The following is a 25,298-nucleotide window of genomic DNA, read 5'->3' on the forward strand; positions in this document are numbered from 1 at the left end:
CTGCGCGTGTGGATGGCTCCACGCTGCCCCCGCTGCTACCAACATGTGCCATCTCTATCTGGCGCGGATTGTGTCTTTTCTAACTGGCAGGAACAAAGCTTGGGGTGTGCCAACAACAGCTTAGCTGTGCGGTCCACCCTAGGCGCGCCGGGTTGCAGGATCGGCTTCCATGAGCGCTGGACCTTCATTAGCATAGCAATGCGGCCATGCATCGCAAGCTAATCAGATTGGCGGTCAGCCCACCAGGTTGAACCCGCCAAGCCGATGGGTCGAGGGAACAGCAGGTCGAGTGCGCCAGACCGGCCCGCTTAGTCGCCAAAGAGTTGCAATCACGAATCCCTTTGCGCGACCCGCGTGACCCAGCATCACTGCGGCCCCGCAGGTGCGCACTTTCGCTGCCAGACTGCTCGTCGCGTTCGGCGTGGCCCAGAGGGTAGGCGGCCCTATGACCTGCAGGAGTGGAACGACGCCAGTTTCTCCGTCGAGACCTGATGATGCAAAACGTGCCGACCGCAAACGAGATAGCGGTAAGAAGCCGAACGCGGCGACCTCGTTTGGTAAGGAGCGCGGTGTCGACGAAGGCGAATAATGATCACCAGAGGACCGCGACAATGACCGCGAGGGTAAGAGCAATCTGCAGCACGGTCAGCAGATATAGGCCGAGGGGCGGCGGGTTCGTTCGGATGTCCCAGTCCGCCAGCGTCTCCAAAACGAAGTGCTTAGCCTCCAGCTTGGCCCCAACCGTTACCTTCTCGACCAATGCGGCCAACGCGCTGTCGGTGTCGTCGGCTTTGATCAGGTGACCGAACACTTCCCTGGTCTTCTCGAAGTCCCGTGCGGCGGTGTCGAGCGATCGGGCGACCCTCTTGAGCGTATTCGTGAGCTCCCTTGCGTCGGCAACCGCCTGGGTGAGCTGGCCGGCGGTGGTATTGCGCTCTTCCCGGATCTGCGCCTGGAGCTGCTGACCCATGGCCTGAATGGCCGCAGCCTGCGCTCTCGACCAATCCTTCGTTCCCTCGACCGTCTGTTCGACGCCCCCGATCGCCCGCAGGAGGGTGGTGACCAGGTTCGTATTGACCTTGAGGATGGCGGTCAGCAGCCAGACCATGCTGTCCTTGCCGAGGCCGTGCTTCTCGGCGAAACGCAGAATGAGGTTCACGTCGTCGTCGCCGTAGGTGTACTTCTCGAGCAGCTCGCGCGCGGAGGCGGGCAGGGCCGGGTCGAAGGAAATGTCGAGCCCGTCCATCAGAACGCCTTCCACTCGATGTCGCCGAGGCCCAGTAGGTCCTCGATCTTGCGAAACTCGGTGACCCAGGCTTCGAGCCACTTCACCATGTCGAGCCGATCGTAGCTCTCCCAATCCGGGCCCTTGTAGCGGGCCGACTCCGCGAAGGTGAGGCTCAGCGCCTCCGCCATGGCGAACGGGCCGGCCTCCGCGACCGGCATGTCGAGGAGCCGGCCGCCGACCTCGTCGAACCTGGCTCGGACGCGCCCGCCCACCTGCCGCCCGTACCGGTCGGTGAACGGCTCGGGTCGCCACAGGCGGAAGTCCTTGTCTTTGGCACCGACCATGTTGCGCAGTCCGACATAGGGCACGTCGCTGCCGAACCGCTCAATCGCCTGACCAACGCCGCGGATCGACGCGACGCCCGGCGTGAAGGGCAGGAACACGACGGGCTGGCGCCCGCACTGGCGGCAATGGTCGATGAAGTCGCGGGCCTTCAGGTTGCGCGACAGCTCGTCGAACTTGGTCACGGCTCCAGCCGGCGTGTCGATGACGACGAAGCGGGCATCGGATTCGACTGCGCGGAACATCGGCCGCACGCCCTCCTCGTCGAACAGGTTCGCCTTGATCACGCCGATCCCGGGCTGCTGCTCGTGCAGGAGCTTGCCCGACTGGTCACGCTGGCCGAGACGCTGCAGGAGCGTCCCATTGAACCCGTCGGCATCGACCAGCTGTACCTCGAACTTGCCCTCGCCAGTCGCCATCAGGATGGTCGCCAGGGCGGTGAGCGAGGTGCTCAGGCCGACACCCCCTTTGTCCTTCGCGCCGATCGCGGCGATACGTTCGTAGCTCATTCGGTGTCTCCTTCAGGGGGTGATCAGATGTCCTCGTCGAGGTCAACGAGGGGGTTGAACCGCGGGGCGACGTCGCCCTCATCGGTTGGATTGGTCGAGACAGGTGTCAGCTCGACGCTTGAGTGCGACGACCGAGGCGGCGCCTGATCCATGCCTTCGGCGATCGGCATGGCGGCTTCGCTGACGCTGCGCTTTTCCGGAGGCGCGGCAGCAGGGGCGTTGCCCGCCCCGGACAGCGGGAGGTGCGGGGCCGGTGCGGCCGAGCTCGCCTCACCGCCGTTCTCGCGTTCGATGCGGTGGAGATAGACCCGCAGCGTCTCGGCCGTGATCGTGATACCCAGGCTCTGGTCGAGCAGTGCCACGATCTGCGGACCGGTCCAGCCAGACCCGCGCCGCTCGAGGATTAGCGGCGCGATCAGCCGGATCGCGCCCATCAGCGTCAGCTGGGAGGTCGGCGGGTCCGCCGCATCGGCGGCACGCTGCTTCTGGAGCGCGGCGTTCACCGCGACCGCATCAAGCCGCCGCCGAGCACCCTTCTCGGGCGCGGGCTTGGGCGCGTGTGCGCGGCTCGGGTTCGCGCGCCGGCTCATCGCGCTCCGCCGAGGCGCGAAGCAGCGGCAACAGCCGAATAGGAGAGGAACGCGCAGGTCATGACGCCGTTCTGGGACGGCAGTCCGCGCTATTCTAAAAAACCCGACACATTTTGTCCGGATCGGTTATGGCGGGCTATGGCCTCTCCCAACCTCCTCCAGCCGCGAGCCAAGTTCCCGCGCAACTTCGGTGAGTCTCTGCGCGAGGCGAGGAGGGCTCGTCGCTGGTCGCAGGCACGGCTGGCCGAGCGGGTAGGGGTCACCCGAGACACGATCCTGAGGATCGAAAAGGGCCATGCGCAACCTGGACCGCATCTCGTGCGCGCGTTGCTGCGCACTGAGGTGCTCGGTGCCCACCTGCCCAAAGTCCACGGTTGGGAACCGTTCGACGAGCCTGACCGGTCGCGGCGCGGCTTTCGCGCCTATGCCGCGCGAATCACGGCGGGGCTGACGCTTGCCGAAGTCGCGCAGGCAGCCGGGACAAGTGCTGCGTCGCTATCCCACTTCGAGCGAGATCTAGCGGCCCCCAAGGCGATCGTCGGGCCGAAGGCACTGGAACATCCAGGCGTCGTCAAGGACCAATATGCGAAGCTACTGGGGTTCGCCGATGCGGCTGACATGACCGACTATATCGAAGCCGACGACCCACTGCCCTGGCTGGAGTGGATAGGCGAGAGCCGCGAGCTTGAACTCCCGCCCGCTGCCTGCATGCCGGTGGCGAGACAGCGCGAGCCCGACGAGGAAGTCGATGAGCTGACCAAGGACCTGCTGGCATGCTTATGATGATTTGCAATCGGGTCAGACTCGGATACGAGTGGTTCCGTGATGTTATGTAATGTTGCGCTGAGTAGCGATACGATTGGTCTAGTCATGTCAGGTTATGATCAGATCTTATAGGCCGCTGTTCGTTACGAGGGTTGCACTTTTTGACACAGGATGGGGTTCACAGGGTGTGAACCCGCTGGCCGGCCGCTCGGCGCTTCGCTTCTCGCGGCCTCATAGGATGACGTGGTCAAGTTATTCTTATCTGAGCGAGAGTGTATTTGCGGCGAGGCCCGCTGACAGCCTACAATGCTGCCATGGTCATCATCGAGAAGCAGGCGAAGGGTGGAGGTAAGCAGGCCGCGCGCTACTGCCGGTCGCTTGCCGACTATATGCGCACGGCCAAGAGCCAAACGCTGGCGCACGAGTACGGCATAACGCTCGCAACCTACATGCGCCGCGAGACGGACAAGGATAAGCAGGAGGATTCGGGCCAGCGGGTGCTGGCAACGGGCGCGCTGGTCGGGGGCAGTGCACTCGACTTCGACGCCGCACAGCTGGAGCTGGAGCTGCGGCTCGCCAAGAGATCAAAGCGCTCGAAAAAGGCCGCGCGGCATCTGGTCAGCTCCTATCGCGCCGGCGAGGAGCCGAACGCGGATGGATGCGCAGAGGTGGCCCTCGTTCTCGCGGACGAGCTGGGCTGCAAGGAGGGTGTGATCCTTTGGGCGCTCCATGGCGACACGGACAATCGCCACCTGCACCTGCTCATCCTCACCCTGGACGAGCAGGGCCAGGCGACACCTTTTGGTCCGCGCGGGCAGTCGCACGAGGCGATGCAGCGAGCGATCGCCCGGATCGAACATGCACAGCAGCTGACGCCGGAGCAGGGCTCGCGCTACGTCGCCGATGAGAATGGCGTCCGCAGACGGAGCCAGCTGCCGCCCAGGATCGCGAAGCGCGCGCCGATCGGATCGGAGATCCTTCGCTGGGAGAAAGAGACCGGCCTCGAGAGTTTTACCCGCTATGCCCAGGACGTGCTCGCCCCGATCTTGGACAAGGCAGAGTCATGGGCGGAAGCACAAGCGGGATGCGCCGAGAAGAGCGCGGTCGTGCGAAAGGCGGGAAGCGGCGGCGAGCTGCAGAGCGCCGACGCCCTCTACAAGGTCAAGCTCTCCAACGTCGATCGCAAGCTCAGCTGGGCGCCGCTGACCCGGCGCTGGGGTGACTGGTCCGAGCCCGACGTCGAGATTCGCCCGTACACGCCGCGGGTCCTCGATCCGGCAAAGGCTGCGGCATGGGCCGAGGCGGAAGAGCGCCGGTCAGCCGCGCACGACGCCGTCCAGCGTCGCATCGATCGCCTGCGTGCGGAGAAGGCAGCCGCCGTGGAAGCGCTTGGCGACGAGCTAGCCGCAAGGCGCGCAGACATCGTGGGGCTGGAACTTGCGCCAGGGTCTCGCGCCGGCATGGTTACGGCGCTGGACGCAATGTACGCAACGCGCCTGACCGGCCTTAAGGCCGATTACGACGGCCGCATCGCCGCGGTGCGTGAGTTGCGGGATGAGGTCGACGCGTGCGGCACGCCGGGGCACGTCGACCTGGCCGGGATCGGCAGAGCCGACCTATCGCTGTCGCTCGCCTGGTCCAGGGGTCCTGCCGTCCCTGTCGCCCATTCCGATTATCGTGCGGTAGTCGTCGGGCAATCGGTGCAATATTGGGCAACCGCTGGACACCCTCGCCGGCCCGCCTTCGTAGAGCGGGGCGACCGCATCTGGATCAACGACGAGTCCGATGCCGCACTAACAGCGGCGCTTATGGTGGCAAAGGCACGCTACGGCGACGTGGCCGCGCACGGTGACCCCGCGTTCATCCGCCGTGCCCAGGCGCTTGGGCGTCAGATCGGCATGGTGGTGCAGGACGGAGAGGCGGTCGCGCCGCCGCCGCCGAGGCACCGCTCACCGCGTGCGGGGATCAATCGCGCAGCGGCGCGTGCCGCCGGCCAGGCTGCCCTGCGCAGGGCAGCCATGACCAGGGCCGCCCAAAGCGCGATTTGGAAGCTACTCTCTCGCGACCACGACGATGAGCGCCGCACCAGCCTGCCGCTGGAGGTTGCGGGCATGCCTCCGAACGTGCCTTTGGGCGCCGAAAGCATGGATGCCGCAACTGCCGCCCGGTATGGGCTCGTCTTCAGTCCGCAACCGCAGCCCGGCAAAACGACCAAACCGAGGGGAACGTTTGCCGAACTAGCGCATCCCGTCGACGAGCCCACGGGCGATCGCGGGCGGGTAGGTGACGGCCAAGCTCACCACCAGCCTCGATCGGCCCAGTGGAGTAGCGCCGAGATCAACCGAGACGGTCGGGGCCGGTGAGCTCCCACGTGGGATAGGAGCAGACGCAATAATGGGGCCGACGCGGCGCCGGCTACGCGTTCGCTCCGCCTGCCACCGTAGGGGCAGAATTGGTGGAAAGCCGCCTGTCCGCTATTGGTAGGCGATCGCCGGTAAGTGGCCACTCATTCAGGCGGCGGGGAAGAGCTCGAATGCCCGCCGGTGGGGGGATAGCGGCACGTCCGCTTTCCGGCAGCGCCGGCGATCAGTTGCCATTCGTTCAGGCGCCAGAGGCAAGGCAGCCAAGTCACCGTTTCCGGGGGGAGAGGCTGGTCGGGAGTTCGAGGTCGAACTCCACGCCGCGATGGTCCTGCACGATCCAGGGCTCGAGCATAAGGCTGTCGGCACTGGGCGGCGGTGCCGGCCGGTCGAGCGAGCAGGTTTTCATCAAGCGTGTAGATTCGGGGGATGCGGAAGCCGCGCCGCTCGATCTAGGGCACCCCGCCCAGTCTTCCCAGGGCGCCAACAGCAGCAAGAACAGCGCCTTTTGGACCACCGGCGCGATTAGCTGTGGAGCTCAAGCAGCGCTAGGTGTTCAGTCCCGGCATCTGGTGGATCGGGTCGACGATGAACCGGTCTGGCTCTGAAGTCCAGATCTTGGCCATGTATTCGTAGGGTGTGAGGCCGCTGAGCGTCTTGAGCCGGCGGGCAAAGTTGTAGGCGGCCATGAAGTCGGCGAGGTGCGTCCGGAGCTGGTCGTGGCTCTCGTAGTGGAAGCGTTTGACCGTCGCCTCCTTGATGGCGCGGTTCATCCGTTCGACCTGACCGTTCGTCCACGGGTGGTTCGGCTTGGTGAGCCGGTGTTCGATGTCGTTTGCCTCGCAGATCATGTCGAAGCGCATCTGGCGCGACCAGGCGGTGTTCCGGTTGCGCGGCTGCTCGGCGAACTGAATGCCATTATCGGTCAGGATCGTGTGTATCCGGTACGGCACGGCCTTCAGCAGGTGCTCGAGGAACTCCCATGCTGTGCGCCTATCGGCCTTGTCGACCAGCTGGGTGACTGCGAACTTGCTGGTGCGGTCTATGCCAACGAACAGATAGAGCTTGCCTTCGGCAGCCTGCACCTCGGCGATATCGATGTGGAAGAAACCAATCGGATAACGCTTGAAGCGCTGACGCTTGGGCTTGTCGCCCTCGACATCCGGTAGCCGTGAGATGCCGTGCCGCTGAAGGCAACGGTGCAGCGCTGACCGGGTCAGGTGCGGTAGCGACGGCTGCAATGCGTAGAGGCAGTCGTCGAGCGGCAGCAGTGTGTGGCGACGGAACGCCACTACCATTGCCTCCTCCGCTTGGGACAGAGTCGTTGAATGAGGGGCCTTCGGCCCGGTCTTCAGATCCTCGACCGTCGCCCTCTTACGCCACTTCGCCACCGTCTTGGGGTTGATCCCCAGCTCACGGCTCAGCGTCGCGAGCGAAGCTTGCGATCGCTGTATTGCTGCTCGGACAGCGTGCGTGGTCGTGGCGCTCCCGTGACGTACCTGTCCCATACGGCTTCCTTCCATTCCAACGAAAGGATCGCACCATCAAACCGTGGGATCAAACACCTAGCTTAAGCCGAGCAGCAGGCAGTCTGACGACAATTGCCGAACGCTCGCCGCCATCAATGCACCGGCACTCGTGAGGTGCTATCAAGGAACTCGAACCGGTATGCGCTTGCATCTTGGAGATGGCGTTCGACGCCGTCGCAGTGCGAACGAAACGCGGCGGACGGCACACTTCGCCGAAGGGAGTTGTCCCGCCGCGGGTCGATCGCGCGAAGACCCCTTGACGGCGGTTGGTCCGGCCTGCTTCTTTTACGACAGTGGGGATCAATTTACACAAAGCCGACTCGCTCTCGTCGGTGCTGGTCGAGCTTACTGGTAGCGAACGATCGCGCGCTCGACTGCTGGCGACTATGGCCGATCGCGACGGACAGCTGCCGGGCCGTGGCTTTCTCGTCTGGGGCGGGCATCCGAACTCTTCGGATGGCGCGCTGCAATTTGAGACGAAGGCCGGCGGGAGCGAGAGCCTGACAATCGACCTGGGTCGGGTTGACGGGGCGGTGGATAAGATCGCCTTGTGCGTCGCCGCCGATGCGCAGGGTAGCGGCGGCTCCGACCTCGACGTCCGCATTGCCGACCGAAGCGGCGGACGGGTGCTCGCACGCGCGACCGTGGCGCTGTCCGCTGGAGCGCGGACGATCGAGATCGGACGACTGGCCCGCGCCGGAACGAGTTGGCGCTTCGTCGAGACCGGACGTGAATTTCCGGACGGGCTGGAGGCAATGCTGCTGCGCCACGGCATCGACCGGGATCCCAAGCCGGGGAATGCTGCCCGGTCGGGCGATCAGCAATTTACCGCTCTGCTCGCCGACGGTCTGCCCGTCCGCTACTGCCAAACGTCGGAACGGCAGGCGCTGATCGCACAAGGCGTGAAATTAGGCGTTAAGCGGGACGATGCCGAGACAGCGGTCGACCTCGAGCTCGAGCGGCTCGGCGTCGCGAACGAAGCCGTGCTGATTGAGCGACTGGACGGCCTGCTACGACGGTTTACCGATAACGATGCAAAACTCGACGACAAGGAACGCCGCGACGCCTTGCAACTTGTCTGCAAACCGAGAGCTGGGTTCGCCGAAGGCCTTCGGCACGATGTCGCGGATCAGTACGTCACGCGATTCTGTCGCGATCGGCGAGTAAAGGTGAAGCTGGGACTGCTCAGATGGGCGGTCCCCTAAGGGGGATTTGATGGATTCGATCGACCGGGCCTGGCTTGAGAACAGGCTGCACGCCGCTGTGGATGACGACTTCTACCTGGATCGCGACGAGGAGAAGCGCATCAAGGAGGAGGCCGCGGGCCGCGGCATCCCCATTCGCGAGATCGACACTGTCGTGCAGGCCGAGTTGAAGAAGACCGGTTCGGTCAGCGAGCGGCAGCTTGTTGACGACCTAGATCGGCTGCTTCACCAGTTCACCGACGATGACAAGTTGCTCGACCGCAAGGAGGAGCGCGACGCGTTTGATCAGGTCGTCCAGCCCGCCGCCGGCAAGCGCAAGGGGCTCGATGCCCGTGTCGCGGAGGAGTATGTCGCCAGCTTCTGCCGGGTAAACGGAGTACGGCGCCCAACGGACAGCAATCGCTCGCCGCTTCTGCTCGGCATTGCGGCGCTGGCGGTGCTGGCGGTCCTCGTCGCCGCCCTACTGATCCATCGCAGCGGCGGTGGGTCGGCCGTTGCCGGCGCTTCGGGACGTTCTGACCGCACGCTGAGCGAGACCGACCGGATCGACATCGACAGGCATCTGCACGACGCTGACGGGTTCATCGAGCGCGCGCAGTATACGGACCCGCCCGAACATTCCGCCAAGGCAGAACTCGACGAAATCGCGCAAATTGATCCCGACGGTGCGTATCGCAGCAACGACGTCAACGCGATTAAGCGGCGGATCGTCGATCATTATCTCGCGCTGGCGGACGAAAGTGCGCGAGCGCGCGATCAAGACGGCGCGCGGCGCTGGCTCGATCGGGCGCGACTGCTCAAGGCGAACAGCGAAGGGATCGACGACAAGGCTCGTTCGCTCGGCCTCAACCGGCGCTGAGCGCGGCGGTCAGCTCGCGAGGCCGGCCAGCCGCCCCGGCATCTTTATCCGCCAGGTCCGCTCGGTCCGCACCGCGATCGCGGGCTCGATCAGCCGCAGCATGCCGCTGCCGTCCGCGTCGAGTTCGAACGACTGGCGCAGCGCCGGCCGCAGCGCCAAGGAATCCGCGAAGCTCGTCGCGAAATCGAGCACAAGGCGGGCGGAGGGGACCACCACTGCCAACCGGTCGGTGAGCGGGACGAGGATGAGCAGCGGCGCATCGTCGCGCGCAACGGTTTGGAAGCTGCCGTCCTCGTCGAGCTCGCAGCCCTGGCCGCCCGCGGTCTCAATCCAACGGTTGATCTCGGTCTTGCGCGGCTGCGCGATCAGCGTGCGGTAATTCTCGATTAGCTCGTCGGCATCGATCGTAACCTCCTCGTCATCGGGCCGTGGCTCCGGCGGAAGCGGCGGCGGCGTGGATGCGGGCGCCGCCTGGCGGGGCGGAGGCGCGACCGACGGTGGCGAAGCGACCCGTTCGGACGTCTCCTGCCGCGGCGGCGGCGAAGGCTCCTTCGGTGGGGACGCGCGCTCGCTCAGCCGGCCTTCGACGCGATCGAGCATCACGCGGCTCGCCGCCAGCGCGTTCTCGATCCGCAGCAGGCGTTCGTTCTGCGCATCGACGAAGGTCGCGGTCAGCGGCGAAGGCGATGCCGACCTGCCGAGCGCACTGCGCAGCTCGGCCAGCTGCTTCAGGGCGAACCCGGCGAGCACGGCGGCCAGAACCGCCGCGAGCGCCGCCACGACTGCCGCGATCGTCGCCGTCATCATGCGAATCTCCGCTCGCGCGGGCGCGGGGCGCCCCGGTCTAGTGCCACTGCGTCGTCGGCCGCGCGCCGCTGCCGGCGGGGGTCCTGATGAGTCCGACCAGGACCTTCAGCATCGTGGCAAATTCGGGCTGAAGGATTCGCTTGGCGCCTTCGTCCTCGCGGTCGATGTCGCGGATGCCGTTGGTCAGCTTGGCCCGGTGATGATCACCGAGCGCGACCGAGAAGGTCGACGCCGCCGCGAAGTTGCGCAGGAACAGGTCGAGCTCCTCGATGCCGATCTCCGGCCTCCGCAGGATGTTCACGGGCTCGTTCGCCGCGGCCGCGACCGGCCCCGTGCCGGTGCCCTCGTTGTCGAAGCGTGGCCTGCTCGAAGGCCGCGGTGCCGCGGCAGCGGCGGGTCGCCGCTGCCTGGCGAGAATGATCATGCCGCCGGCGACCTCGATCTTGGGATGCGGCGAGACGAGCACCTGGAGCGGCGCCGGATCGTTGTCGCCGGCGGCCACCGGAATGAGCAGAAGGATATTGCTGATGTCCGTTTCCGCGCGCGGATCGTTCCCCTGGAGACGCGCGAACAGCCCCGCTCCCCGACCGCACAAGGCGACCGAGATGTCCTTCAGCGCGCTCTCATCGATCAGGCCGCCGCGGATCAGCTCGCGAATCGTGCGGCCGATGTACCAGGCGACTCCGCCCAGGAAGACGTAGGCGGTCTCCTTGAGCGCGCGGACGGGCGGCGTCCCGCCCACCCGGTCCCAGGTGCGGTCGATGGCGGTCGCCAGCGTCGAGCCGCTGAACAGCAGTTCGCCGACGTAGCGGATGTTGGCCTTTAGGCTGGCGTCCGATTCGGTCGCCATCTGCTCGACGATCCGGGTCCAGCTGCGCAGGCCGAAATTGCTCAGTACCTCCGGATTGGCCATGATGTGGTCGGTGAAGAAGTCTCCGCCCGCAACCCGCAGCGACAGCGAGCCGAGCGACTTGCCGTCGATGTCGCGGATCGCGACGTCGGTCGTGCCGCCGCCGATGTCGACGATGACGTTGATCTTGCCCGCCGTCGCGCTGGCGGACCGCCGCTCCTTCAGGATGTAGCTCGCCGCGGCATCCGCCTCGGACGTGATCGGCACGATCGCGCCCTCCGCGGGCGATTCGACGATGTCCTTGAGCGCCAGCGCGAGCAGGCTGGAGAAGTTCTGCCGGTCCTGGGGCTTGATGCCGTCCGGCCGCGAGAAGTGCCAGCTCAGTCGCGCCGGATCGCCGCCGGTCGCCGCCCACTCGGCCGCGATCATCAGCATCAGCTGCCGCAGGTAGCGTTGCGCCGCGTCCTTGATCGCTTGGTCGTCGGACCATTTGAGGTCGTATTGCACGCTGTTGAGCAGCGTCGACCATTCCTTCAGCGGGATCGCCGCGATCGCTCCGTCGTCGGCATAGTCGGGCTGAAAGTACATGAGGTGGTGGATGAGCAGCTTGGCCTCGAGCACCGCATTGCGGTCCTGCCGCAGGATGTCGCGACCCTCCGCGTCCATCGTGCGCAGGATGGTGACTGTCGGCGTCGGCAACTTCCGTTCGTCGGGCGGGAGGAAGTCGCGGAAGCGCTGCGTCAGGTCCGACGGTCGCCCGCCGGCGCGGCTGCGCGCGGGCTCGATCGGATGCACGATCCGCGCTTGGAGGGCGAGCGGCTCCTCAGAATCGAGGCAGGCGACGGTGTTGGTCGTGCCGAAGTCGATCGCGACCACGCCCGCCGGGTTGTTCGGCCTGAGATCGACTGGCTTAAGCGACAGGAGTGCGAGCCCGGCCGGAACCGCCGGCTGATCGTTGTGCAGCTGAACCGTGAAGGCCATCGCCTCGAACGGCGTCGTCGCGACCTGGACCTCGGTCATGCGGTTGCCCGACGCGACCGCGCGGAAGCGGGTGAGCGCCGCCCCGTCGAAGCTGCGATCGGCATAGGCCGAGACCCGGTCGAGGCCCGGACGACTGCCGTCGCCGAGCGCCGCGCCGCTCGCCCAGAGGCCGAGCTGCTCGGCGCCGCCGCCCTGCTCTCGGAGGATTGCCGTCAGTAGCGCGCCGGAGAGCGCGAAGCGGCCGCGAGGACGACCGTCGGCGATCGTCGCATAGTCGATGCGCGCGCAGTAGCGCGACCAGCGCTCGCTCGCGAAGTCAGGCCAGATCGCCACGTCGCCGAGTGTCCAATCGGTCTGGTCGAGGAGCCGCCCCTGCGCTCCTTCGGGCTGCGGGTCGAACGAGCGGCGCAGCGTGTGGATGCGTCCGTTCAGCTGAACCGTCAGCGTCACTTGGCCGTTGCGATCGAGCGCGACGGCCTGCCGCAGCTGATCCGGCGTGGCGATCAGCAGCGCCAGCGGCGACAACGGCAGCAGGCAATCGTCGAGGCTGTCGGGGTGCGCCGCAATGCGAGCGGGTTGGTCGGGATCATCGAGCTTGACAAGGACAGACGTGAATAGGTCGGACGGCTCGACCAGCAGATAGCCCGTCTCCATCACCCGCTTCCGCAGGTCGGCACGCGTTGTCGCGCCCGCCTTCTGCAGGTCGGCGAGCGTGGTCAGCCCCCAAACCGTGATCGTATTGGCCGGGCGATCGGGCGTGGCCATCGCGGGATCGAACAACACCACGCCGTTTACGGGCAGCACCCCGACGTCGCTCCGAAGGCGCAGGAGGCAATCCGACGTTCCTGCCGGCGGCTCCTTCGCCTTGGGGGCCTTGAGCAGCGCCGCATAAAGCGCGGGCAGCCCGTCGCCGCGCAGGCTGACGGTGTCGAACGTCAGGTCGCCCGCGGTGCCGATCCCCGGCAGGCACGCCTTGGCGTAGCCATCGAGCGCGTCGCGCAGATCGCGCAGGAGCTCATTCTCGAGACCGGCGCGGCAGAGCTTCTCCAGCTCGTCGCGTAGGCCCAGGAGATAGCTGCGCAGCGCCGCCAGAGCTGCCGGCGGCAGAGCGTCCTCGCCGCGCAGCTCCGTGGGATCGCTCGGCCGCCCGTTCCTCATCCACGGGACCGCTGCCGGCGAGAGGTTCGGCGGCTCGCGTCCGCCCGCGATCAGGCTCGCCGGGTTCAGGAGGCCGATTACCGTGCCGTCGCTGTTCTTCCCGGCCTCAACGAGGCGGACGAGCACCGGCCGCTCCCAGCCGTGACTGATCTTGCCGACCTCGGCGGGCAGTATGGCGTCTGGGACGAGCCGCCGCATGACGGTGGCGAAGCGCGACTGCGACTGGCCCAGATCGACCGGCTCGAAGCGCAACGCGTACCGGTCCTCGTAGAAGGCGGCGAGTCCGACGATCGCGAGCAGACCCCGCCACTCCGCGATCGCGCCGCGGTTGCGCCGCGGACGGCGGAGCGCATCGGCGAAGCTGCGCGCCTGCGACCATGGATCGGGTGTCGACCGGACGACGTCGACCGCGGCGCTCTCATCGACGTCGAGCGCCTGACCGAGTTCGCCGAGCGTGCCCGATAGCGGAGCCCACTGGCCGTGCGAGGTCGCGCCCTTGAAGGTGTGATCACCCGCATCGCGAAGCGGGCTGAGCATGAACAGATCGGTCGCCATCAATTATCCCTGCTCGCGGAACGGCTGGGTCGCCCGGTGGACCGCCGTCACCAGCCGCCCGAAACCACGATGCGCCATCTGCCGGCCGTCGATCTCGTTGAGGTCGCTGTAGACCACCCGGGCATCGACCACCCGGTCCTTCGACGCCTGGCTCGGATCGAGCAGGGTCAGTAGACCGTTCAGGTCGTCGAAGGTCTCCTCCTCGGATCGCTGAGGCTGGAGCACGATCGGGTTCGCGGGCTGGGACAGATCGCGCGACTGCCAGATGCGCTCGCCATGCCACAGCGCGAAGTCGCGCACGCCGGTCCCCGCGAAGAGACGCATCGACGATGCCCAGCCGAGCAGCGCCTCCGAATAGGTGTTGAGGCGGTCGCGGATCGCGCGTCCCGTGGTCCGCCAATCGACGTCGGGGGTCAGCTTGCCTACCCAGCCGCGCGAGCCGCCGAACAGCCCGCGCCGGTCGAGTGCCTCGTCGAGCCGGTAGCGCCAGTAGAGCGCGAACCGGAACGCGCCGCCCAGCTCCTTGTAGAGTTCGAGCCGCTCCTCGTCGGAGAGCGGCAGGTCGCCCCAGCCGATCGTCTCGGCCGACGCGCGTGCCGCGGCATACGGCCGGGGCGCACCCGTCCGGTCCGGCTTCTCGCCGCGCAGAAAATGGGAGGCGGCGAGCGCGGCGATCAGCTCCGGCAGCAGCGCCGGGTTGCGCTGCGCCTCGCGTCCGGGCTGGTGGTAGTTGAGCTGGAACATCGTGTCCCAGCCGGCGACGTAGAGCCGGTCGAAGACGCGTTCCTGTTCGAGCAGCGTCTCGTAAAACTCGACTGCGACGCGTGCTTGCGGCAGCAGCTGCGCGGTGCGGATAACGTTGGCCTCGGGGCTGGCGGGGTCGCCGAATTGGAAGTAGGGCAGCATCAGCGCGCCGCCGATCGAGACCTTGTCGCCGTTGATGCCATTCGCCCGCTGCCGCTCGGCGTCGGTCTTAGGCGCGCGCAGGCGGTGGAGGACGCGCGCGATCGTCGGGAACCCCGCCGCGCCGGTGCCGCCGAACAGCGAGCCGGTGATGAAGATGCGGACCTCATTCCCCGCCGCCGTCTCGCGCATCAGCCGGGTGATCTGGTCGAGGAAATCGGGACTGTCGTATTCGAGCGCGCAGACAAGCGCGGCGGCGCCGACGTGCGCGCGACCGCGATAGCCCTCCGCGAGGTCCATCGTCTGCTCGGCCTCAGCTGGGGCGGCGCCCTCGCCGCGGTAGAGCAGGTCGAACAGCGCCTGCTCGCCGCGCGGCATGTCGCTCCGGCGCAGGATGTCGCGTAACGTCGATTGGTCGTCCTCGGCGGGGCGCCAGTGGCCGCTGGCGCCGAACAGCGGGCGGACCGGAACGGAGAATAGCTCAGGCGCTTCCCCGCTCTTCTCGCGATCGATCTTGTTGGCCGGCTGGTCGAAATCGGCCTGAAGGTCCGCGATCAGTCGTAGCAGCGCTTCGGTGCGCTGGACGTTGCCGTTGCTATTGTCCTGGTCGACCACGCCGACGTGGACCGGGCTCCCTTCCGGCCCGAAGCCTGCGGACATAAGGAATAGCGAGGATTCGATGATCTTGGCGCCGGTGCCGCCGACGCCGATCAGCACATTCACCTGCATGGCCAACTCCTCACCGGCTGATCAGCTGCGCGCCGGGGACCGCGATCCTGCTCGCCGCGGGCGAGAACCAGGCGGTGCTCAGCCAGTAGGCGAGCAGCACTAGCCCGGTCGCGACGAGCGCGACCTTGGTGCCGAGTCCTGGGGCGAGCAGCGCCGCCGTCGCGCCCTCGATCACCTTCCACCAGAACAGGCCCGCCGTCGTCGCCAGCGCGAGCAGCAGGAGCGCCGCCCAGCCGTTGCGGCGCGAGCGGGCCGACTGGTCGCCATAGGGCGGATAGCGGTGCACGAGCACCAACCACACGATCGCCAGCACCGCCGAGACCACCATCGCGCCGGCGCCAGCGGTGAGCACGTCGCCCTCGATGTCACGCAGGTAGACCTCGATCCGCGCCGGATCGCCGTCGGTGCGCGTCAGCAGGTCGGACGACAGGCCGGACTGGACGATCAGCACGTACCGCGTCAGTGCCCAGAGGATTGCGCCGAGCACCGCATGGACGCCAATGGCGCCGAGCAGTCGGGGAAAGAGGTTCTGCACGCGATGCCTTTCACTTGATCTGCACGGCGGCGGCAAAGCCGCCTACACGGATGGGGCGGGACTCGGCGGCCTGCGCCAGGGCATTCTCCATCAGCCGCGCCACTTCCGCGAGGTTGAGCGTCGGCATGACCGGACGCCGGACGGCCGCGTCCTCTCCCGGGGGGGCGAAACTCCAGTCGCGCAGCCACTGCGTCACCGAATTGGGCGACTGGAGCGAGGTCCGCCGCACGTCGCCGACTAGCAGGTACGTCCCGCTCGCCAGCGTCGCCAGATCGCCGGGACGCAAAGTGAAGTCCTTGCCCTGCCACCCGCCCGTGAACTGCCCGTCGGCGCGCCAGTCCCCGCCATCGGCGAGGCACGCCTGCCCCGACATCCTGAACAGCCCGGTCGAGCCCGCGCTCTCGCCTTCCCACACTGCCCCGCGCCGGATCGAAGCGGGCGCAACGCCTTGCCAGCGGGCGCCCGGCGCCGCGTCGCCCGCGCGCAGCGCCGCCGACCGGTCGAGCGTGAACTGCGGGATGCGAACGCCCGCGCGGACTGGCAGGAAGGCGCCGCGCGCCAAGGCGCCGCCGCCCGGCAGCTCGAACGCCTGCGTCCCATCGGCCGTTGCCTTGACCGGCTCGGTCGTGAACAGCGCATAGTGCGCGCGTCCCGAGGCGAGATCGTTCTGAATCGAGGCGGACGGCGCCCGCGCCATCGCCGCACGAAAGGCGTCGAGTCGCGCCGGCGGCCCTGCGGCGACCACGAACAGGTAACGGCGCGTGGCCGTCACCCCGGTGCTACCGCTCGGCAGGTCGTAGACGCGGCCGCTGTAGGGACTCTCGAACCCGTACACGGCCACCCCGCGACCGCTGGCAAAGATGTCGTTGAGCGGTCTCGCGAGCGCCACGCCCTCCGTCGTCTGCACCTCGCTGTTCGTCAGCCACAGGTCGCTAACGATCACCGACAGGCCGTTCGCGTCGGCTCCGGCGATCCTCGCCAGCGCCTGGTCGAGGTGGCTTTCCTGCGCGTCGCAGCGCGGGTCCGCCGCGGGACAGAGATAGCCTGCCTCGGTCTGGAGACGCTTCATGTCGGGGGCGGCGAGGACGTTGATCCTGCGGTCGAAGCGGATCAGCTCCGTCTTGGTCGCGACCACCCCAGGCAGGGCGGGTAGCATGCTGACGAGATCGGCGAGCGGCTTCTGCGTTGCGGTGGCGCCCCGCAGGTACCCGACCATGCTGGCGGAGCCGTCAACGTAGATGCTGTACCCTCCGCCGGGGTCCCTGTCGGGAGACACGGAGCGCGTCGCCGCCGCGATCCACGGCCTCGCTTCCTTCGGGTAGCAACTCGTCCCGTCGGCAATTGGCGCCTGACGGCCGCATGCCGCCAGGGCAAGCGCCACCGCCGGCAACCATCGCGTGTATCCCCACATCAGGCGATCTCCCCCCCACGACGCCGTCATCAGACAGCAAATCGTGCTTGTCCAGAGGCAAACCGCCGGTTGCCGCAAGTGCACACGCCGATCGACCGAGTGGATTTTGCAAACCGGCACAATCTGATACGCATTTGCGCGTCGAGTCCGCTTCAGCCACGACGCGGTCAACCAAACGGGTCCATGTTGAACCTAACTATGGGCGCGAACGCGCCGATCGATCAGGAGCTGTGCGACCTTCAGGTGACGTGGCCGGCCACCGCCGGAGTGCTCGACTGCTCCGCGTTCGTGCTCGGTGCCGATGGGCGCGTGCGATGCGACGACGACATGATCTTCTTCAACCAGCCGGAGGCGATCGACGGATCGGTCCGCATCACTGCGCTGGCCGGCGGACGGACGGACTTCTCTATTGATCTCGGTCGCGTCGCGTCTGATGTCGAGCGCATCGTGATCTGCGCGGTGCTTGAGGGCCGGGCGTCGACGATGCGGGCGTTCCGCGGCATCGCCGCGACCCTGACGGCGGGCGACACGCGCGTGCGGTTCGAGCCCGAGCCGGCCGACGAGCGCGCGCTGCGGCTCGTCGAGTTCTACCGGCGCGTTGACCGCTGGAAGGTGCGCGCCGACGGGCAGGGCTTCAACGACGGCCTCGGTCCGCTCGCGCGGTCGTTCGGCGTCGATGTCGCCGACGACGGCGGCGACTCCCCGCCGCCGTCGGCCTCGCCCCTCCCGCCGCCGCCGGCCGCAGCCGAGGTCGGTTTGCCTCCGGCCGAGCCGGCTCCGGCGCCTAGGCCGCGGACGTTCGCTCCGCCCGCCGTAAGCGAGCGGCGGCGCAAGCCCGTCCGGCAGAGCGGGTCGCCGCCACCGCCGGACGCGATCCGCCTCGACGGGAATGGGGTGGGCCATCGGTGGCGGCGCCCAGATTCGACGGAGGACCTGATCGTGCGCCTCGCCTGGAGCAGCCACTGCGGCGGCGCCGACGGCCGGGCCCGGCCGCTCACCCTGACGCTCGGCGCCTTCCACCGCTGGGCTGATGGCGATGTGGGCGCGATCCAGGCGGACGGATTGAGGTCCGCGCGCGCCGACCTCGCCCTCGGCGACCGGCCGCCACTGCGCGGCGACGGCGAGCAGGTGCTGACGGTCCGCGGCTCCGCCTGGGACACACTCGACACGCTGGTGCTCTATGCGGTGATCGACGGCGCGCCGAGCTGGCGCGCGTCCGAGGTCACGCTCACTCTCGCCCCCACCGGCCAGCCTGCGGTCATCTCCGATTTCGCGGGCGGAGAGGACGGCTGCGGCGTGCTGGGGCTGGCCCGCCTCGACCGCGACGACCGCGGCATCCACTTGACGCGGCTCGCGGCCTACGCCCAGGACCAGCTCGACCTCGACGAAACGTTCGGCTGGGGACTGGCCTGGCGCCAGCCTCCTCTGGCCTGAGCGCGCCTGCGGGTCGAACGGACACGGTTTGCGACGGAGAAATCGGCGCGATGCTCGTCTACGCTCATCGCGGCTGGCACGGACCGAACGTGGCGGAGAATTCAATGGCCGCATTCGCGCGGGCGGCGGCGGCGGGCTGCGGCATCGAGACCGACCTCAGGATCACACGCGACAGACGGCTGATCCTGTTCCACGATCGCACGGCCGTCGATGCCGCCGTCGCTTCGCTCACCCATGCCGAGCTGGAGGCGGCGAAAGGCCGCGCAATCCCGCTCTTGGAGACGCTGCTCGCGGCGGCGCTTCCGGTCGAGCTCAACCTGGAGGTGAAGACCAGGGCAGCGTGGACGGCGTTGCAGCCCTTCCTCGCCGACCTGCCGCGGTCGGTCCTGATCTCGTCGTTTATCCACCCGATCGCCGTCGCGGCAGCGAATGCCGGCTTCGATTCGGCGCTGCTGTTGGCCTCGCATCCCGCCGGGCCCGACCTGCTGCCGCCCCCGCAGCCACGGCTGAGCACGGCGGTCTGGGACGTCAACGTCGTCGACGCCGAGCTGCCGCTGCTCGCGCGCGCTCTGGGCTGGCGCACGATCGTCTACGGGCCGGCGACCGTCGCCGAGCATGACGCGCTGACCGCCATCCCGGTCGACGGCATCATCACCGATACGCCGGACCGGGTGCGTGGCCTGCGCGCAAGGGCGACAGTATGAGCGAACGTGACGCCCGCATCGACGCGCGCGCGCTGCTCCGACAGTGGCTGGCTCTCACCGACGCCGAGGTGACGCAGGCGATCGATGCGCTGGGCCGGCGGGCGATCGCCGCCGCCGCCGAGGCGAGCGCGCGACTGCCGCGCATTTCGGACCGGTCGCAGGCCGCCGAGCGCGGATTGCGCGACCTCGAGGCACTCGCGCGCGCGATCGAGGCGCCCCCACCGCGGCGCGGCTTATCGGTGTTCGCGCGCGCGCCGAAGTCCTCGCCGCCGCCGGTCGAGGCGATCGTCGAGCAGCTCGATCGCGAGCGGGACGCCGTCGTGCGCACGGTGCTGGCGATCGAGTCCGATCGCACACGGTTTCGCGCGGCGGCGGATGCGCTCGACGGCGCGCTCGCGCTAGTCCGCGCCTGCGCCACCGCGATCGAGGCGGCGGCGCGCGAGATCGCACCCGACCGGCCCGAGCGCGCGCGCTTTCTTCGCGAGGTCGCGGCGCCACGGCTGCTGGCGCGCGAGCAGGATCTCGCCGTCCAGGCCGCGGTCACCGAACAGGGGCTGCTGACCCTCGCCGTGTACGCGGAGAACCAGGGCGCGCTCGCCCAGGCGCTCGGCCGGGCGCGCGACACTAGCGTCGCGGCGCTCCGCACCGCGGTCGCCGCGCGCGAGGCGGTGGCGAGCGGCACGACGCTCGCGGCGCAGGCCGCGGCGCTCGACCGCACCGCTTCGGCGGTCGCAGACGCGTCGGCGGCACGGCCTGCGCTCAGCCGCGCGCTGGACGACGCGATCGCGCAGGCACGGCGCGCCGTCGCCGCGCGTGATCGGAGCTAGCCTCCGGACGGTCCGATGGTTTATCGTTTAACGACAAGGCACTGGCACAGGACGTCGGAGTGTCCGGATTTCTCGATCGATTCGCGACCTGGATCGGCGGCCCGCCGTCCGACCAGCCCGCCGCTTCCCCCGCGCCGACCCGCCCGGCGGCGTCGGTCCTCGCCGATGATCCGCGTCTGCCGAACGCCTCGCGTCCGCTGATCGCTCGGCTGCTCCAGTTGGTCGCCGACATCGAGGCTCGGACGCAAGAGGATCCGGTGCTCGTTTCCGCGCTGACCGAGGTCCGCCAGATGCGCGACGAGCACCTGCCTCGGCTGGTGGCGAGCTACGCCGAGATCCCGGCCGCTCACCGGGCGGAGATCTTCCGGGAAACAGGACGCTCGGCGAGCTACAACCTCAATCAGGCGATCGAGCGGATGGTCGAGCGGCTCGAGACGCTCTCTCGATCGTTGGCGCAGGACGACATCGAGAGCTTCGCCGACAATCTTCGTTTCATCGAACACCGCTACGGCAGCGACGATCCACTCGCCTAGCCACTGGCGGCCAGGCGGCACGCGGCGGTGTCCGGATTGGTGATGCCGAACAGCGCCGCGCGATCGAGCAGGCGCTCGGCCCAGACGCGGTGGGTCGCGGGCTCGCACATGACGCCGTTGCGCGCGAACACCGCTGGCGCGTCATCGGCCAGCACCAGCCTCGCCTCCTCTAGCTGCGCGGCGGGAACCGCGAGCGCCGACTGGATGACCGCGATCTGATCGGGATGGATCGCGGTCTTGGTCAGCAGGCCGTGTTCGATGTCGCGCGCGACCTCCTCGCGAAGCAGCGCCAGATCGCCGAATTGCTCGAGCACCGGGGCGCTGAGCGCGAAGTCCCAGGGCGCGAAACTCGCGACCAGATTTGCGATGATGCCCGCGAGCGGCCCGTCGTAGGCGGTTCGGCCGGCGGCGCGGCGGAGCCCCATCGTCTGGAGCAGGTCGTTGCCGCCGATCCGCAGCGCCAGGATGCGGTCCTGCACGCCGAGCAACTGATCGCGCAGCCGCCGGATGTCGTGCGCGTCGAGCGACTCGCGCGTCTCGAGCACCGGCATTAGCCGGTGACGATCGTGGAGCGGCAGCGCGAGGTAGGCGGGCAGACTTTCGGCATGCGCCTTGGCGATGACGAACCCCGCCAACCGTTCCGCCCCGGGCATGTGCAGCACGTGATCCATGGTCGCCGCGTCGCGCGGGCGGACGAACAGCAGCGGCTCGCACAAACCGGGCTCGCGTCCGGCCAGTCGTCGCAGCAGCGCGGCGAGGCGAACGAGCGCAACGGGCAGATCGCGCTCGAGCACCGCATCCTCAAGGCACAGCACCGCCGAACGCAGCCCCGCGATGCGCCGCGGGCCGAGCAGCACCTCGGCGAGGTCGTTGCGGGTGCAAGGAACGTAGAGCGTCGCGCCGAGCGCGAGCGCGGAAACTGGTGGGCCGGTCATCCGTCGAGGCCCAGGCTGCGGATGATCGCGACCGCGCGGTAGCGCGATCGGCGTCCGAGCGGCTCGACCGGAACGCCATGTACGGCGGCGAGGTGAAGCAGATGGGCAACGTCAGGGTCCATCGGGTCACGGACCAGCAATCGGTCGGGCACGCGCCGCAGCAGCGCCCGAGTCGCCTCGGCGATGCCCGGTTTGATGCGGTTCCGGTCCCGCGTCTCGGCGTAGGCCAGCAACTCGTCCATCATCGCCTCGCAGCTCTGCCTCAGCCCCGCCCGGCGCGATCCATGCCCGGCGATCGACTGTGGGGCCGCCGCGACGGCGAGCGGCGCGACCACATCGACGAACGCGCGGGACAGATCGGCGCCGGCATATTGCGGATACGTGATACAGGCGTGGAAGTCGCCCGGTCCGACAACCTGCGGATTGAGGATCGAGCGGCTCACCAACCCTGACACAATGCCGTTGAGCAGCCCCGAGGCGATCAGATAGTCGTCGTCGGTCGCCGCGATCTCCGCCTGCCCAGCAGGATCGGCGATCACCGCCAACTCTGGCGCGAAGCCCAACGGCCGATCTGCCAGTGCCGCGCGCAGCTCGCCGGCGATCGCGCCCTTGCCCGTCCAGCCGTCGACGAAGACCACGTCGGCGGGCTCGTGGCGCGCGGCGATGTACGCCAGCGCGACCCGGTCGATGCCGCAGTCGCGTATGATGCTGATCGAATAATGGTGCGCGCGGTGCCCATGGGCACGCAACGTCCGCGCGAGCAGCACGCCGATCGGCGTCCCGGCGCGGGCGAGCGAGACGAGGACGAGTTCGCGTCCGGGCCGGCGGGCGGCGACATGCCCGGCGAGGCTGGCGACGTCCTGAGCCAGCCGCGCGCCGCTCCGCTCAAGTGCGGCATGGTAGAGCGCCAGGTAGGCGGCGTCCGGCAGTCGCTCCGGCGCGATCATCTCCGAATAATGCCGCCGGCCGGACTGAATCGCGGCCTCCTTGTCGGCGACGGCGGTCGCGGCCATCGTCACCGGCTTGAGCAGGAAGGTGACGTCGGCGGGATCGTAGCTGCCCGAGAACGGCGCCTCAGCGGGCATCGAACAACCCCGCGGCGAGCTGCGACCGGGTCGGCATCATGGCGAAGTCGCACAACGTCATGTACGGCGCGTCGGTGCGGCTGTCGCCGACGCCGATCACCGGCGCGTTAGGGAAGCGCGCCCGGAGTGCGGGGAGGATGCGCGCCACCGCGTGCGCCTTGCCGAGGTACGGGGGCATCAGCGCGACGTTGTTGCCGTTGCGATGATCGGTCCAGCCGGCCGGCAACGATCCGATCGCGGCGTCGACGACCGCGAACAGCGTCTCGGCATCGGCATCGGCGTGCTTGGCGAGCGCGTAGAGCGGCGCGTTACCCTCCGTCAGCACCCGCGCGTTGATGGCGGCGCCCCGGACGACCGCCTCCGCCGCGATCGCCGCGACCAGCCCGGCGAGCGCTTCGGAATGCTCGGCCGCACGGGCGACGATCGTCGCCTGCCAGCCGGCATCGATCTCGCCGCGCTCGTCGAGGATCACCCCGCCGTGCGCGCAGATCGCCGCCGCGAACGGGATGCGGACGCGGCGCAGCGCGTCGAGGCTGCGGGCGGTGACCGGGACAAGGTGCGTCGTCTCGGCCAACCAGCCGAGGAACGCCATCTGCCGCGGCGTCGCGTAGCTGAGCGGCGATCCATCCTTGGCGAAGCCGAGCGCGGTCAACCGCGCAAGGGGCTGGTCGCGCGGGCATTTGCGCAGCGTCTGGAACAGCGTGTCGTCGAGATCGACGAGCGTGATCGCACAGGTCATGGTCCCCACCCGATCAGCTTCGCGTCGAGTGCCGCGATCAGCGCGGGGTCGATCGTCGCCGCCCCCGTCTCGTGTGCGATCCAGGTGGCTCGCCCGTCGGCGGGATCGGCGTTGTAGAGGTAGTTGGGCACCCCCGTGCGGTAATTGTCGGCGAAGCACAGCTTGGCCGCCATCGCCGCGCCGACCCGTGCCGGGCTACGGCTGGTCGCCTGCACCACCACATCGGCACCCTCGGCGGCGAGCCGCTCCGCCAGGCGGAACGGCAGATAGGTGAATTCGCCGGTGCCGACGATGCGGAGCGGACCGGTGACTTCGGGAAGCGGCGTGATCGCCGGCGGCGCCAGCGGTGCGGCGATTCCGAGCCGCCCGAAGTTGCGATGCTCGGGCATTCGCCCCAGCGAGCCGGCGGCCTGCTCGAATGCCGCATCCTCCGCTGCCGCCTCGGCCTGCGTCCAGTCGAGACGGCCGCGGAGCAGCGCGGCGACCTGGGTCGGGCGCGGCACCCGCGCGATCCAATCGCGCCCGACGGACCAGTCGGTGAGCGCCGCGACGACGATCGTCTCGACCCGCGGCCAGCAGGCGACCAAGGCGTCGGCGAGATTCGTCAGGGTGGTGCCGGTCGAGACCTCGTCGTCGACCAGCACCAGCGACCGCGGCTCGGGCAGGTGGGGCCGATAGATCAGATGCGCCGAGGCATGGCTGTGCGGTTCTTCGAACCGGCAGAGCAGCGAGTGATCGATCTGCTGGCGGGTCGAATGGACGAAATGGAGGTCGTTGCGACCGGTGGCGAGCCGCATCTCCTCATGCAGTGTCTGACCCAGGCACACCGCCGTCTCGGCGAGGCCGACGACGGTGACGGGCCCTGGCAGGTCGGCCGGCACACGCGCCGCGAGATCGCGCACGCTCCGCCGCATCACCTGCGGCGCGACGGGATGGTGGCGGCCGAGCACGCGCGACACCACCAGGAAGCCCCGTCGCGGATTCTCGCGGGCCGCGAAATCGCAGAGCGTGTCGAGCGACCAGGACGCCTCCTCGACAGCGATCTCGAGCCGTCCGGTTGGCAGCGCGACCGTGCGTAGGGTTAGCATTCGCGCGCGATCGGCGCGATCATCTCGCCCGCCTGGCGCACCACCGCGGCGCGCCCGATCGTCGCGGTGTCGCGCGCCATCCGCGGTTCGATACCGAAGGTATCGAGGAAGCCGAGGATCATCGCGTCCTTGGTCCCGAAGTTGACGTTCTCCCATTCTTGACCGAAGCCGTGCGCCGCCGCGATCGCGCTCAGGCCCGAGGCGAAGCCCTGCCCGTAGGCAGCGATCCGCCACCCGCCCGCGTGACGGTAGCACTCGACCAGGATCACCGCCACGTCGGCGCGATCCACGAGGTCGACCGAGAAGCGCAGCTCCGCGGTCGCGATCATGACGCAGTGCCCGATCGGCCGATTGGCGCATTCGAAGGCGACGTGCAGCAGCCGTTCGATCTCGAACGGCACGCGCGCGAGATCGAGCCGCAGCTGCACGGCGCCCTCGAACTCCGCAGCGGGACGCAGCTCGCGGGTCACCGCATCGATCGGCGGGAACGCTGGCGATGCGCGCCGATCCGCGCCGACGTCGATCAGTGCGAGCGTGGGCAGCTTCCCCCCGCCGTGAGCGAGCGCGAGCACCTGCGCACCGGCGATCGGCGCGCGTTCGCCCGCGACGAGATCGCGCATCGCGGGCGCTACTCGGC

At 68.5% G+C, this 25,298-nt stretch carries 22 protein-coding genes; 8 read left to right on the forward strand and 14 right to left on the reverse strand.

Annotated features, from left to right (window positions below):
• Positions 1–592: 592 nt before the first annotated feature.
• From ACI2JO_RS08975 to ACI2JO_RS08985, 3 genes are read right to left on the reverse strand one after another with little or no spacing between them, the layout of a single operon-like run.
• Positions 593–1,246, reverse strand: a complete 654-nt coding sequence (locus tag ACI2JO_RS08975) for a hypothetical protein (RefSeq protein ID WP_404720367.1) — start codon at positions 1,244–1,246, stop codon at positions 593–595.
• Positions 1,246–2,079, reverse strand: a complete 834-nt coding sequence (locus tag ACI2JO_RS08980; protein ID WP_404720368.1) for a hypothetical protein — start codon at positions 2,077–2,079, stop codon at positions 1,246–1,248. Before ACI2JO_RS08980 ends, ACI2JO_RS08975 begins: the two co-directional genes overlap by 1 nt.
• Positions 2,080–2,102: 23 nt before the next feature.
• On the reverse strand, positions 2,103–2,669 hold the full coding sequence (locus ACI2JO_RS08985) for a hypothetical protein (protein ID WP_404720369.1): 567 nt from the start codon (positions 2,667–2,669) through the stop codon (positions 2,103–2,105).
• A gap of 60 nt (positions 2,670–2,729) precedes the next feature.
• Here ACI2JO_RS08985 and ACI2JO_RS08990 point away from each other — a divergent pair, with 60 nt between their 5' ends.
• Positions 2,730–3,452, forward strand: a complete 723-nt coding sequence (locus ACI2JO_RS08990) for a helix-turn-helix domain-containing protein (protein ID WP_404720370.1) — start codon at positions 2,730–2,732, stop codon at positions 3,450–3,452.
• A gap of 296 nt (positions 3,453–3,748) precedes the next feature.
• Positions 3,749–5,797, forward strand: coding sequence for a relaxase/mobilization nuclease domain-containing protein (locus ACI2JO_RS08995; RefSeq protein WP_404720371.1), 2,049 nt, complete (start codon positions 3,749–3,751; stop codon positions 5,795–5,797).
• Positions 5,798–6,342: 545 nt separating this feature from the next.
• Here ACI2JO_RS08995 and ACI2JO_RS09000 read toward each other — a convergent pair.
• Positions 6,343–7,302, reverse strand: coding sequence for an IS481 family transposase (locus ACI2JO_RS09000; RefSeq protein WP_404720372.1), 960 nt, complete (start codon positions 7,300–7,302; stop codon positions 6,343–6,345).
• Positions 7,303–7,616: 314 nt separating this feature from the next.
• Between ACI2JO_RS09000 and ACI2JO_RS09005 the strand changes: the two genes are divergently transcribed.
• Entirely contained in the window at positions 7,617–8,528 is a 912-nt protein-coding gene (locus tag ACI2JO_RS09005) for a TerD family protein (RefSeq protein ID WP_404720855.1), read from the forward strand.
• A gap of 10 nt (positions 8,529–8,538) precedes the next feature.
• Complete coding sequence (locus ACI2JO_RS09010) at positions 8,539–9,387, forward strand: hypothetical protein (RefSeq protein ID WP_404720373.1); 849 nt, start codon at positions 8,539–8,541, stop codon at positions 9,385–9,387.
• Between the two features lie 9 nt (positions 9,388–9,396).
• Here the strand turns inward: ACI2JO_RS09010 and ACI2JO_RS09015 are convergent, their stop codons facing one another.
• The 5 genes from ACI2JO_RS09015 to ACI2JO_RS09035 form a co-directional block, all read right to left on the reverse strand.
• Positions 9,397–10,167, reverse strand: a complete 771-nt coding sequence (locus ACI2JO_RS09015; protein ID WP_404720374.1) for a hypothetical protein — start codon at positions 10,165–10,167, stop codon at positions 9,397–9,399.
• A 64-nt stretch (positions 10,168–10,231) separates the two neighbouring features.
• Positions 10,232–13,738 (reverse strand): hypothetical protein, encoded by a 3,507-nt coding sequence (locus ACI2JO_RS09020; RefSeq protein WP_404720375.1) that lies wholly within the window; start codon positions 13,736–13,738, stop codon positions 10,232–10,234.
• Between the two features lie 3 nt (positions 13,739–13,741).
• Positions 13,742–15,370: a hypothetical protein gene (locus tag ACI2JO_RS09025; RefSeq protein WP_404720376.1), complete on the reverse strand. Its 1,629-nt coding sequence runs from the start codon at positions 15,368–15,370 to the stop codon at positions 13,742–13,744.
• A gap of 10 nt (positions 15,371–15,380) precedes the next feature.
• Positions 15,381–15,905 (reverse strand): hypothetical protein, encoded by a 525-nt coding sequence (locus ACI2JO_RS09030; protein ID WP_404720377.1) that lies wholly within the window; start codon positions 15,903–15,905, stop codon positions 15,381–15,383.
• A gap of 10 nt (positions 15,906–15,915) precedes the next feature.
• Positions 15,916–17,121: a hypothetical protein gene (locus ACI2JO_RS09035; RefSeq protein WP_404720378.1), complete on the reverse strand. Its 1,206-nt coding sequence runs from the start codon at positions 17,119–17,121 to the stop codon at positions 15,916–15,918.
• A 393-nt stretch (positions 17,122–17,514) separates the two neighbouring features.
• Here ACI2JO_RS09035 and ACI2JO_RS09040 point away from each other — a divergent pair, with 393 nt between their 5' ends.
• The 4 genes from ACI2JO_RS09040 to ACI2JO_RS09055 are packed head-to-tail and all read left to right on the forward strand — an operon-like array spanning position 17,515 to position 20,814.
• Positions 17,515–18,750, forward strand: coding sequence for a TerD family protein (locus ACI2JO_RS09040; RefSeq protein WP_404720379.1), 1,236 nt, complete (start codon positions 17,515–17,517; stop codon positions 18,748–18,750).
• A gap of 50 nt (positions 18,751–18,800) precedes the next feature.
• Positions 18,801–19,454, forward strand: coding sequence for a glycerophosphodiester phosphodiesterase (locus ACI2JO_RS09045; RefSeq protein WP_404720380.1), 654 nt, complete (start codon positions 18,801–18,803; stop codon positions 19,452–19,454).
• Positions 19,451–20,281 carry a toxic anion resistance protein gene (locus ACI2JO_RS09050; protein WP_404720381.1) on the forward strand — a complete coding sequence of 277 codons (831 nt, stop codon included), beginning with the start codon at positions 19,451–19,453 and terminating at the stop codon, positions 20,279–20,281. The genes ACI2JO_RS09045 and ACI2JO_RS09050 overlap by 4 nt, the downstream gene beginning before the upstream one ends.
• A gap of 59 nt (positions 20,282–20,340) precedes the next feature.
• Positions 20,341–20,814, forward strand: a complete 474-nt coding sequence (locus tag ACI2JO_RS09055; protein WP_404720382.1) for a hypothetical protein — start codon at positions 20,341–20,343, stop codon at positions 20,812–20,814.
• On the opposite strand, the gene ACI2JO_RS09060 is transcribed toward ACI2JO_RS09055, so the two are convergent.
• From ACI2JO_RS09060 to ACI2JO_RS09080, 5 genes are read right to left on the reverse strand one after another with little or no spacing between them, the layout of a single operon-like run.
• Entirely contained in the window at positions 20,811–21,749 is a 939-nt protein-coding gene (locus ACI2JO_RS09060) for an HpcH/HpaI aldolase/citrate lyase family protein (RefSeq protein WP_404720383.1), read from the reverse strand. The genes ACI2JO_RS09055 and ACI2JO_RS09060 overlap by 4 nt on opposite strands.
• Entirely contained in the window at positions 21,746–22,834 is a 1,089-nt protein-coding gene (locus ACI2JO_RS09065) for a cysteine protease StiP family protein (RefSeq protein WP_404720384.1), read from the reverse strand. Before ACI2JO_RS09065 ends, ACI2JO_RS09060 begins: the two co-directional genes overlap by 4 nt.
• On the reverse strand, positions 22,824–23,573 hold the full coding sequence (locus ACI2JO_RS09070) for a hypothetical protein (RefSeq protein WP_404720385.1): 750 nt from the start codon (positions 23,571–23,573) through the stop codon (positions 22,824–22,826). Before ACI2JO_RS09070 ends, ACI2JO_RS09065 begins: the two co-directional genes overlap by 11 nt.
• Positions 23,570–24,661, reverse strand: coding sequence for a phosphoribosyltransferase domain-containing protein (locus tag ACI2JO_RS09075; RefSeq protein ID WP_404720386.1), 1,092 nt, complete (start codon positions 24,659–24,661; stop codon positions 23,570–23,572). Before ACI2JO_RS09075 ends, ACI2JO_RS09070 begins: the two co-directional genes overlap by 4 nt.
• Entirely contained in the window at positions 24,655–25,281 is a 627-nt protein-coding gene (locus tag ACI2JO_RS09080; protein WP_404720387.1) for a TerD family protein, read from the reverse strand. Before ACI2JO_RS09080 ends, ACI2JO_RS09075 begins: the two co-directional genes overlap by 7 nt.
• Positions 25,282–25,298: the final 17 nt, after the last annotated feature.

It is taken from the genome of Sphingomonas sp. NPDC079357, from assembly GCF_044901155.1.
In the GTDB taxonomy this organism is placed as follows: Bacteria; Pseudomonadota; Alphaproteobacteria; order Sphingomonadales; family Sphingomonadaceae; genus Sphingomonas.

Bases quoted from the DNA above. Each gene is read 5' to 3' on its own strand.
- ACI2JO_RS08975 (WP_404720367.1), bottom strand. From the start codon at position 1,246: ATGGACGGGCTCGACATTTCCTTCGACCCGGCCCTGCCCGCCTCCGCG.
- ACI2JO_RS08980 (WP_404720368.1), bottom strand. From the start codon at position 2,079: ATGAGCTACGAACGTATCGCCGCGATCGGCGCGAAGGACAAAGGGGGT.
- ACI2JO_RS08985 (WP_404720369.1), bottom strand. From the start codon at position 2,669: ATGAGCCGGCGCGCGAACCCGAGCCGCGCACACGCGCCCAAGCCCGCG.
- ACI2JO_RS08990 (WP_404720370.1), top strand. From the start codon at position 2,730: ATGACGCCGTTCTGGGACGGCAGTCCGCGCTATTCTAAAAAACCCGAC.
- ACI2JO_RS08995 (WP_404720371.1), top strand. From the start codon at position 3,749: ATGGTCATCATCGAGAAGCAGGCGAAGGGTGGAGGTAAGCAGGCCGCG.
- ACI2JO_RS09000 (WP_404720372.1), bottom strand. From the start codon at position 7,302: ATGGGACAGGTACGTCACGGGAGCGCCACGACCACGCACGCTGTCCGA.
- ACI2JO_RS09010 (WP_404720373.1), top strand. From the start codon at position 8,539: ATGGATTCGATCGACCGGGCCTGGCTTGAGAACAGGCTGCACGCCGCT.
- ACI2JO_RS09020 (WP_404720375.1), bottom strand. From the start codon at position 13,738: ATGGCGACCGATCTGTTCATGCTCAGCCCGCTTCGCGATGCGGGTGAT.
- ACI2JO_RS09025 (WP_404720376.1), bottom strand. From the start codon at position 15,370: ATGCAGGTGAATGTGCTGATCGGCGTCGGCGGCACCGGCGCCAAGATC.
- ACI2JO_RS09035 (WP_404720378.1), bottom strand. From the start codon at position 17,121: ATGGTCGGGTACCTGCGGGGCGCCACCGCAACGCAGAAGCCGCTCGCC.
- ACI2JO_RS09040 (WP_404720379.1), top strand. From the start codon at position 17,515: ATGGGCGCGAACGCGCCGATCGATCAGGAGCTGTGCGACCTTCAGGTG.
- ACI2JO_RS09045 (WP_404720380.1), top strand. From the start codon at position 18,801: ATGCTCGTCTACGCTCATCGCGGCTGGCACGGACCGAACGTGGCGGAG.
- ACI2JO_RS09050 (WP_404720381.1), top strand. From the start codon at position 19,451: ATGAGCGAACGTGACGCCCGCATCGACGCGCGCGCGCTGCTCCGACAG.
- ACI2JO_RS09060 (WP_404720383.1), bottom strand. From the start codon at position 21,749: ATGACCGGCCCACCAGTTTCCGCGCTCGCGCTCGGCGCGACGCTCTAC.
- ACI2JO_RS09065 (WP_404720384.1), bottom strand. From the start codon at position 22,834: ATGCCCGCTGAGGCGCCGTTCTCGGGCAGCTACGATCCCGCCGACGTC.
- ACI2JO_RS09070 (WP_404720385.1), bottom strand. From the start codon at position 23,573: ATGACCTGTGCGATCACGCTCGTCGATCTCGACGACACGCTGTTCCAG.
- ACI2JO_RS09075 (WP_404720386.1), bottom strand. From the start codon at position 24,661: ATGCTAACCCTACGCACGGTCGCGCTGCCAACCGGACGGCTCGAGATC.
- ACI2JO_RS09080 (WP_404720387.1), bottom strand. From the start codon at position 25,281: ATGCGCGATCTCGTCGCGGGCGAACGCGCGCCGATCGCCGGTGCGCAG.